The 8,399-nt window shown below is 61.0% G+C and carries 8 protein-coding genes; 4 read left to right on the top strand and 4 right to left on the bottom strand.

Translation table 11 applies throughout. From position 1 onward, the window contains the following. Positions 1 to 156: 156 nt before the first annotated feature. Positions 157 to 909 carry an alpha/beta hydrolase gene (locus tag ASH01S_RS09945; protein ID WP_067927252.1) on the bottom strand — a complete coding sequence of 251 codons (753 nt, stop codon included), beginning with the start codon at positions 907 to 909 and terminating at the stop codon, positions 157 to 159. A gap of 217 nt (positions 910 to 1,126) precedes the next feature. On the opposite strand from ASH01S_RS09945, the gene pdhA reads away from it, so the two are divergent. The 4 genes from pdhA to lpdA are packed head-to-tail and all read left to right on the top strand — an operon-like array spanning position 1,127 to position 5,979. Next, on the top strand, positions 1,127 to 2,200 hold the full coding sequence (pdhA, locus tag ASH01S_RS09940) for a pyruvate dehydrogenase (acetyl-transferring) E1 component subunit alpha (RefSeq protein WP_067927249.1): 1,074 nt from the start codon (positions 1,127 to 1,129) through the stop codon (positions 2,198 to 2,200). Between the two features lie 2 nt (positions 2,201 to 2,202). After that, a complete protein-coding gene (locus tag ASH01S_RS09935; protein ID WP_067927246.1) occupies positions 2,203 to 3,183 on the top strand; it encodes an alpha-ketoacid dehydrogenase subunit beta in 981 nt (326 codons plus the stop codon). Between the two features lie 27 nt (positions 3,184 to 3,210). After that, positions 3,211 to 4,566, top strand: coding sequence for a dihydrolipoamide acetyltransferase family protein (locus ASH01S_RS09930; RefSeq protein ID WP_067927243.1), 1,356 nt, complete (start codon positions 3,211 to 3,213; stop codon positions 4,564 to 4,566). A gap of 3 nt (positions 4,567 to 4,569) precedes the next feature. Next, complete coding sequence (gene lpdA / locus ASH01S_RS09925; RefSeq protein ID WP_067927241.1) at positions 4,570 to 5,979, top strand: dihydrolipoyl dehydrogenase; 1,410 nt, start codon at positions 4,570 to 4,572, stop codon at positions 5,977 to 5,979. Between the two features lie 87 nt (positions 5,980 to 6,066). On the opposite strand, the gene ASH01S_RS09920 is transcribed toward lpdA, so the two are convergent. From ASH01S_RS09920 to ASH01S_RS09910, 3 genes are all read right to left on the bottom strand, one after another. Continuing rightward, a complete protein-coding gene (locus ASH01S_RS09920; protein WP_067927238.1) occupies positions 6,067 to 6,783 on the bottom strand; it encodes an HAD family hydrolase in 717 nt (238 codons plus the stop codon). 23 nt (positions 6,784 to 6,806) lie between these two features. Next, positions 6,807 to 7,265, bottom strand: a complete 459-nt coding sequence (locus ASH01S_RS09915) for a tRNA (cytidine(34)-2'-O)-methyltransferase (RefSeq protein WP_067927235.1) — start codon at positions 7,263 to 7,265, stop codon at positions 6,807 to 6,809. 63 nt (positions 7,266 to 7,328) lie between these two features. Then, positions 7,329 to 8,339, bottom strand: coding sequence for an amidase domain-containing protein (locus tag ASH01S_RS09910; protein WP_067927232.1), 1,011 nt, complete (start codon positions 8,337 to 8,339; stop codon positions 7,329 to 7,331). Positions 8,340 to 8,399: the final 60 nt, after the last annotated feature.

Raw genomic sequence — 8,399 nt, 5'->3', positions numbered from 1 at the left:
TATTTATCAGACTATATTCTCGCCACCCTTGGCCACATGCCCACGCCCACCCGTGTCGTGAATATTTCGAATACTAGGCTAGGAGCCGCGGGTGTGAGGATTGCTTCTACTCTATGCAGGACGATCGCGAGGCGTCCCATCGCATCGCCCATGCTGTCACCCTCGGTGTGACAACAGACGTTCATTCAACCAGTCCAGGGCCTGTGGTAGATGCCTTTGCCAGAAGCCCCAGACGTGCGTCCCGTCCGCCTCGCGGTAGTCGACAACCGCCCCCCGGGCTTTCAGCAGGGACCGCATCTGCACATTGTAATTGTAAAAATCGAGTGTCCCGTGTTCTTTCGTCTGCACGGCCGTCTCCTGCCGACCGACCAGCATGTAGGCGCTAAGCCCGGACAGATCCGTTTCTTCCCTGACCCGTTCCTGCAGTGGCGGGTAATAAGCGCCCGAGAACAACAGGAGCTGTCTAAACACATCCGGATGCTGCAAGTGGATGGACAGGCTGGCCGCCGCCCCCAGCGAGATCCCTGCCATGAACCACTCCTCTCGCGCCGGCGAAATCGCGTATTCCTCCTCGACAAAAGGAATGCACTCCTCCATGACGAAGCGGGTGTACGCCTCGTGCCGCTCGCCGGATACATCGTAATCGGCGCTGCGCAGCCGTGGATTCATCGCCATACAGACGATGACCATGGGGGACAGGCTGCCGCTCGCCATCCGCTCGGCGGCGATGGTGGCGATCCGCCCGTGCGTGATGAATTCATTCCCGTCATGGCAGAACAGCACGGGATAAGTCCCATCGGATCGGTAACCCGGGGGCAGGCAGACCTTGATGGTTCGATCCTCCCAAAGATGGGAACTGTAGATCTCGTGGCCTTCAATCACACGGTGGGTCGACGCAGGTTCCGTCATGACAATCCCTCCTGTTTCGGGTGGTGAACGGTTCGGCATCTGTTCTATAAACGCGGACGATTTATTATATAACAGTCAATCCCTTTATTTTTATTGGGATTCGCACATCATGCGAATGTGTATTATAATCGGTTACAGGTTCTGTATTAATCGCTGGCCTGTCTCTGACGGCCTATTGTAAACCACGCGAGGAAAATTATAAAACGAGGTGAACAGGATGAGCACGACCATTGCGGCGGATCAGATTCCGCATCTGCAGGTGCTCGATGAAAACGGTAAGGTCGTCAACTCCGACCTGGTGCCCAACCTGCCAGACGACCAGCTGCGCGAACTGATGCGGCGCATGGTGTTCACGCGCATAGTGGACCAGCGCGCCATTCGCTTGACGCGCCAGGGCCGGCTCGGATTTTACGCGCCGGTGGCCGGTCAGGAAGCGTCGATGATTGGCAGCGAATTCGCCACCAACAAGGAAGATTTCATCCTTCCCGGCTACCGTGACGTTCCCCAGGCGCACTTCCACGGCTGGCCGCTGTATCAGTGGATCCTCTATTCGCGTGGCCACCAGCACGGCGGAGAGGTGCCGCAGGATGTCAACGTGCTGCCGCCTCAGATCATCATTGGGGCGCAGTACGTCCAGTGCACAGGCATGGCGCTGGCCTTCAAACTGCGCGGGGAAAAGCGTGTGGCCATCACCTACACGGGCGACGGCGGCACCTCCCAAGGCGACTTCTACGAGGGCATCAACTTTGCCGGCGCACTCCACGTGCCTGCCGTCTTCATCGTACAGAACAACCAATTCGCGATTTCCACCCCGGTGCGCCTGCAGAGCGCTGCCGAGACGCTGGCGCAAAAGGCGGTAGCGGCGGGAATCCCGGGTGTGCAGGTGGACGGGATGGATGTCCTGGCTGTATACGCGGCGGTTAAACAGGCGGTGGACCGGGCGCGCGAAGGCGACGGCCCGACCCTGATTGAGACCCAGACATTCCGCTATGGCCCGCACACTATGTCCGGCGACAACCCGACCCGCTACCGCACTAAGGAGCTGGAGTCGGAATGGGAGCGCAAAGACCCGCTCATTCGCTTCCGCAACTACCTGGAGGGCAAGGGCCTGTGGTCGGAAGAGGACGAGAACCGGGCCATCGAAGAAGTGAAGGACACGCTCAACGATGCCTTGAAGCAGGCCGACTCGTACCCGAAGATGACCATCCCCGGCCTGATTGAGAGCATGTTTGAAAACCTGCCCGAGTCGCTCGTACGGCAGAAGGCCGAGTTCTCTGGGGAGGCGAAGTAACCATGGCAGAATTGACAATGATTAAGGCCGTGACCAACGCGCTCGACCTCGAACTGGGGCGCGACGAGAAGGTGCTTGTGTTCGGTGAGGACGTCGGCCGCAACGGCGGCGTGTTCCTGGCCACCGAAGGTCTGCAGGAGAAATACGGGAACCAGCGCGTGTTCGACACCCCGTTGGCGGAGTCGGGCATCATCGGATTGGCCAACGGTTTGGCGATGCAAGGCTTTCGTCCGGTGGCGGAGATCCAGTTCTTTGGCTTCGTCTTTGAAGCGATGGACCAGATTGTCGGACAGGCCGCTCGCACGCGCTACCGCACCGGCGGCCGTTTCAGCTGTCCCATCGTCATCCGTTCCCCCTTCGGCGGCGGCGTGAAGACGCCGGAACTGCACGCGGACAGCCTGGAGGGTCTGTTTGTGCAGTCCCCGGGCATCAAGGTGGTCGTCCCTTCCACCCCATACGACGCCAAGGGTCTGCTCATCTCGGCGATTCGCGACAATGATCCCGTCCTGTTCCTTGAGCACATGCGGCTGTACCGCTCCCTGCGTCAAGAGGTGCCGGACGAGTCCTACACGATCCCGCTCGGCCAGGCCAATGTGGTCCGGCAGGGCAAGGACGTCACCGTCATCGCCTATGGATACATGGTTCACGTTGCGCAAAGGGCGGCCGAACAGTGGTCGAAGGAGAAGGGCGTCGAAGCGGAGGTCATCGACCTGCGCACCATCAATCCGATTGACATCGAGACGATTGTCGAGTCCATCAAAAAGACCCACCGCGCGGTGGTGGTCCAAGAGGCTCAGCGTTCAAGCGGAGCGGCGGCGGAAATCATCGCTCAGATCAATGAACACGCCATCTACCACCTGGAGGGCCCGGTGTTGCGCATCACGCCTCCGGATACGGTCTATCCGTTCGGCCTGATTGAAGACGAATGGCTGCCCGATGAGCAGCAGGTTCTACGCGGCCTGGAGAAGGTCATGAGTCTGTAAGACGGTATCAGTCTGGAGGTGACCGACATGGGAGTTTACGCATTCCGGCTGCCGGAGCTCGGCGAAGGGCTGCACGAAGGCCGCCTGGAGAAGTGGTTGGTGAAACCCGGCGACACGGTGCAGGAAGACGACGCTCTGGCAGAGATTGAAAACGACAAGACGATGGTGGAATTGCCCAGCCCGGTGGCCGGCAAGGTGCTGGAATTGAAGGTGGCAGAAGGAGCCACCGCCGTGGTGGGCGACATCCTCCTCACCTTCGAGGTCGAAGGCGAAGGCAACGCGGCAGAAGCGCTGGACAGCCCAGCGGCGGACGCCAGCGATGCGGGCGTGCACGGCGCGGGTCTGGAGAACGTGACCGCCAGTGTGAAAAAGGAAAGCCCGACCGCATCCGAAACGCCGGTCCAGGCGCCAGCGACAGCCCAAGACGGCCCCGAATTGGCCAGCCACGCCCAAGAGGTGTTGGCCACCCCCGGTGTACGCAAGTACGCCCGGGAAAACGGGGTCGATATCACGAAAGTTCAGGGTACGGGTAACAACGGCAAGGTGACCAAAGAAGACGTGGACGCCTATCTCCAGGGTCGTCAAGCGAGCGCACCGGCTGCGGCGGCGGCCGCGCCAGAGGCTGCTGTTGGCGCCACAGTCCGCGCCCAGGCTCCGACCGTCAGCGTTTCCTACGACGAGGCGCTGGAAGAACGGCAGCCGTTGCCCAACATCCGCAAGATCATCGCCCAGGCGATGGCCCGCTCCGCCTACACGGCGCCGCACGTCACGGTGATGGACGAGGCCGACGTCACCGAGTTGGTGCAGCTGCGCAAGGAGATCAAACCGCTGGCCGAGGAGCGCGGCGTCAAGGTCAGCTACCTGCCGTTTATCGTCAAGGCCATGGTGGCGGCGCTTAAGAAACATCCTGTGCTCAACTCTTCGCTGGACGAGGAAAAACAGGAACTGGTGTTGAAAAAGTATTACCATATCGGCATCGCCACCGACACCGACAGGGGACTGTTGGTGCCGGTCGTCCGCGATGCAGACCGCAAGAGCATGTGGGCCATCGCCGAAGAGATCAACGACCTGGCCGCCCGCGCTCGCGAGAACAAACTGAGCCCGCAGGAGATCCGGGGCAGCACGATGTCGATTACGAATATCGGATCGGTCGGCGGCATGTTCTTCACGCCCATCATCAATTATCCGGAAGTGGCCATCCTCGGCGTCGGCCGCATCACCGAACGTCCCATCATGAAGGACGGCGAGGTCGTCGGGGCGCAGATGCTGGCCCTCTCGCTGAGCTTCGACCACCGGGTGGTGGACGGCGCGCTGGCGCAGCGGTTCATCAATGAAATCAAGCGGCTGCTGGAGAACCCACGGCTGTTGCTCATGGAGGTGTGACGATTGGTCGTCGGTGAATTTACGCAGGAAGTGGACGTGCTCGTCATAGGGGCGGGGCCGGGCGGCTACGTGGCTGCAATCCGGGCCGCCCAACTGGGCAAGAGCGTGACCGTTGTGGACAAGGGAAACCTGGGTGGCGTTTGCCTGAACGTCGGCTGCATCCCGTCCAAGGCGTTGATCAGTGCGGCGGAGTTTTACGAGCGCAGCAAGCAGTCCCCGTTCCCCGGCGTCAACACCCAGGCGGAACTGGATTTCGCCAAGGTGATGGAATGGAAGCAATCGGTCGTGGACAAGATGACCAGCGGCGTCAAGACCCTGTTCAAGGGCAACAAGATTAACTTCGTCCAGGGCGAGGCGTTCTTCTCCAAGGCGGACGAGGTTCGCGTCATGAAGGAGCATGAGAGCGAGCGCTACAAGTTCCAGCACTGCATCATCGCGACCGGGTCGCGCCCGATTGAACTGAAGTCGCTGCCCTACGGCAAGCGCGTCATCACCTCGACGGAGGCGCTGTCGCTGGACCACCTGCCGGAGAGCCTGGTCGTGGTCGGAGGCGGCTACATCGGCATCGAATTGGGGCAGACCTTCGCCAAGTTCGGGTCGAAGGTGACCATCATCGAGGGAACCAAATCGATTTTGCCGACGTTTGATCCGCAGGCCGTGCGGCTGGTTCAGCGCAACCTGAAGAAGCTCGGCGTCGAGGTGGTCACTGAGGCGTTCGCGCAGGGCGTTGAGGAGCGCGCGGACGGCGTGACCCTGACCTATAAGGTGGGAGACGCGGAGAAGTCGGTCCAGGCGGAGTACGTGCTGGTCACGGTGGGACGCCGCCCCAACACCGATGAGCTGGGTCTGGAGTCCATCGGCATCAAGATGACGGACAAAGGCCTGATTGAGGTCGACGAGCAGTGCCGCACGAGTATTCCCAACATCTATGCCATCGGCGATATCGTGGCCGGACCCGCCCTGGCCCACAAAGCGTCGTACGAGGGCAAGGTGGCGGCGGAAGTCATCGCCGGCAAGAAGAGCGCGGTGGATTACCGCTGCATTCCCTCGGTCGTCTTCTCCGATCCGGAGATTGCGAGTGTGGGCCTGAGCGAAGAGGAAGCCAAGAAGCAGTACGGTGAGGTGGCCACCGGGCGCTTCCCGTATGCAGCCAACGGCCGCGCGGTGGCGCTCAACGCCAGCGATGGCTACATCAAATTGGTGGCCGACAAGAAGAGCGGCTTGCTGGTCGGAGCGCAGGTCATTGGCCACGAGGCGTCCAACCTGATTGCCGAGTTGGGCCTGGCGATAGAGATGAGCGCCACCCTGGAGGACATTGCGCTGACCATTCACGCCCACCCCACCCTCGGCGAGATGGTCATGGAAGCGTCCGAGGTCGCCCTCGGCTCTCCCATCCACATCGTCAGCAAGTAATACACCTTACAGGACGCGAGGACGTTCCGCCATCCGCAAGGAGGCGGGACGTTTTTTTTGCCACGTGCGCCCGCGCGCGGCCGCTGGCTACGTGAGCGGCGGCAAATCGCGGACGAACATCAGGGCGTCGGCCAACGTGCCTCGATGGGTAAAATCGAAATGTCCGCGGCCGTGGTCAATCAGGCAATCGGTCACCAGATACGTTGCCATGCCCAGCTTGCCGGCCACCCCATCCTCCTGCACATCGTTGCCAAACATGATGCAGGAGAAGGGACTGACATCCAACTTATCGAGAATCTCCAGATAGTACTTGGGATTGGGTTTGCAAAAGTGCATGTCTTCCAGTGTGGTCACGAGACGAAACGGGATGTCCGCGATTCCAGCCCACTCCATGCGGTGGCGAATGGCCCGTTCGGGAAAGATGGGGTTGGTCGCTATCACCAGCTGATACCCTTTGTCGATGGCGGTTTGGCATATTTCCCGCGCAATGGGAGTGGGCGAGGTATGGCGGCGCAACTCGCAAAAACCTTCCTCGTAAAACCGGTCAAACAACGGCCAGATCTCGTCCTCGTGCAACCCGGTCGCACTGAGAAATTGCTGTTTCAAGACGTCCAGGTTGGTCTTGTCAGGTTCCTCGTTTTCAATCATCCTCATGGTGGCCTGCCAGATCTCGCGCACTGCCCGCTGGCCGTCGATGACATGGGCAATCCGCGGCACCAAGTGCGCAAAATAGGCGCGCATGAACTCGTCCAGATCCATCGGCAACAGCGTGCCGTCCAGGTCAAACAAGAGCGTGTTCAACATGTCGGGGTCACCCTTCTCTTCCGCTATGCCAAACGGGGAAAGCCGCACTGCCGCAGCGCTTCATAGACCATGATGGCCACCGAGTTGGCTAGGTTGAGGGAACGCGCCCCCGGGATCATCGGCAGCCGGACCACAGCGTCCGGGTTTCTATCCAGCACCCATTGGGGCAGCCCGGCCGTCTCTTTGCCGAACACCAGGAAGTCGTCCTCCAGGTAACGAACATCGCTGTACCACCGTTTTGCCCGCGTCGATGTATAAATGAATCTGCCCTCTGGGTGCTTGTCCCAGACCTCTTGCAGTGAGTCGTGATACCGGATGTCGAGCAGGTGCCAGTAATCCAACCCTGCCCGCCGCAGATAGCGGTCGTCTGTGGAAAAGCCGAGTGGGCGGACCAGGTGCAGCACGCTCCCGGTCGCCGCGCAGGTCCGCGCAATGTTGCCCGTGTTCCCCGGGATCTCGGGCTCCACAAGCACAACGTGCATCCCGTTTGCCTCCCTTGGTCCATCATCCCACCTAGTTTACCACAAGCCAGCCCCGCGAACGGACTAGCACACCCGCTGGGGCAGGTGAACAAACGCATATCGGGTCTGGGGCGACCAGGCGCGGCTGTCCAGATATAGATAGTGCCGGTGATAGCTTGCATCCGTGTGCGCGTTGACGAGCGGATCGCCCTGTTGGTCAAAATCGACGACGACCGTCGAGTGTCCATAGCGGCCCTGGCCGTTCCAGTCGTAGAAGATGAGATCGCCAATCTTCAACTCGCGCGCGGAGGCCAGTTCAGTCGCTTGCACCTGCCCCACCAGGTACAGGTGCAGGGCGTTGGCGATGGACCAACTCAAACTCCAGGTGTCGGCCCCGCTGTCGTTGAACCGGTACCACCAACCGCTGGCCCGGTCGCCGGTGTCATGCATCGGCACACCGGCGCTGTAGAGACATTGAGAGGCAAAATTGGTGCAATCGTCGGCGCGAAAATAGACGTACTGGGGATTGGGCCGGTTCCACCACAGTTCGGCGTAGCGCAGCGCCTTGACCCGGTCGTATTCGTTGCAGGTTGGCCGGGTAAAGCGACGGAGCAGCGCGCGCAGAGCAGGTCTGGGCGCATCCACTTGTCTGTCCATCCCGCCGCTCCCGCCGTCGGGGCCCGGTCGCGGACATGGACGCGTCTCGTCCGACTCCTGGGCATGGGTGATCTGCCATACCCCCTGCTCGCTCTTGTTCCAGCACTGCCAATGGCGGACCATACGCCCCTCTACGGCGTAGTCGATGCCGTCGCGGTAGACCCAGTGAATCGTCTCCTGCAGTTCAACCTCTGCCTCGTTCCCCTCCGCCTTTAGGTCCAGGCGCGTGAGACGGACGTGGCTGTGAGCGCGCAGGAGTTGACAGGCGCGGGCGTTGGCCAAGCGCAGCCGGCGCTCCCAGCCCTCGCGCAGCCACTCCCAGTTGTTGCCGCGACCACCTGTGGCCCAAAATTCGGCCAAAGACTCTAGGTCCCCGCTTACCCAATACCGGTTCCTGCGCTCCATGTATTCGCGAATGGTCGCCTTCACGTCGGTCACTGCCCTCACCCACCCAACATGGCGTACTGCAGCCTATGACACCAGAACCCGCAGTGACAA

The organism is Alicyclobacillus shizuokensis NBRC 103103, assembly GCF_001552255.1.
Taxonomy (GTDB): domain Bacteria; phylum Bacillota; class Bacilli; order Alicyclobacillales; family Alicyclobacillaceae; genus Alicyclobacillus_G; species Alicyclobacillus_G shizuokensis.
The sequence above is the reverse complement of the archived record's forward strand: the minus strand, read 5'-3'. Positions and strand labels throughout refer to the sequence as shown.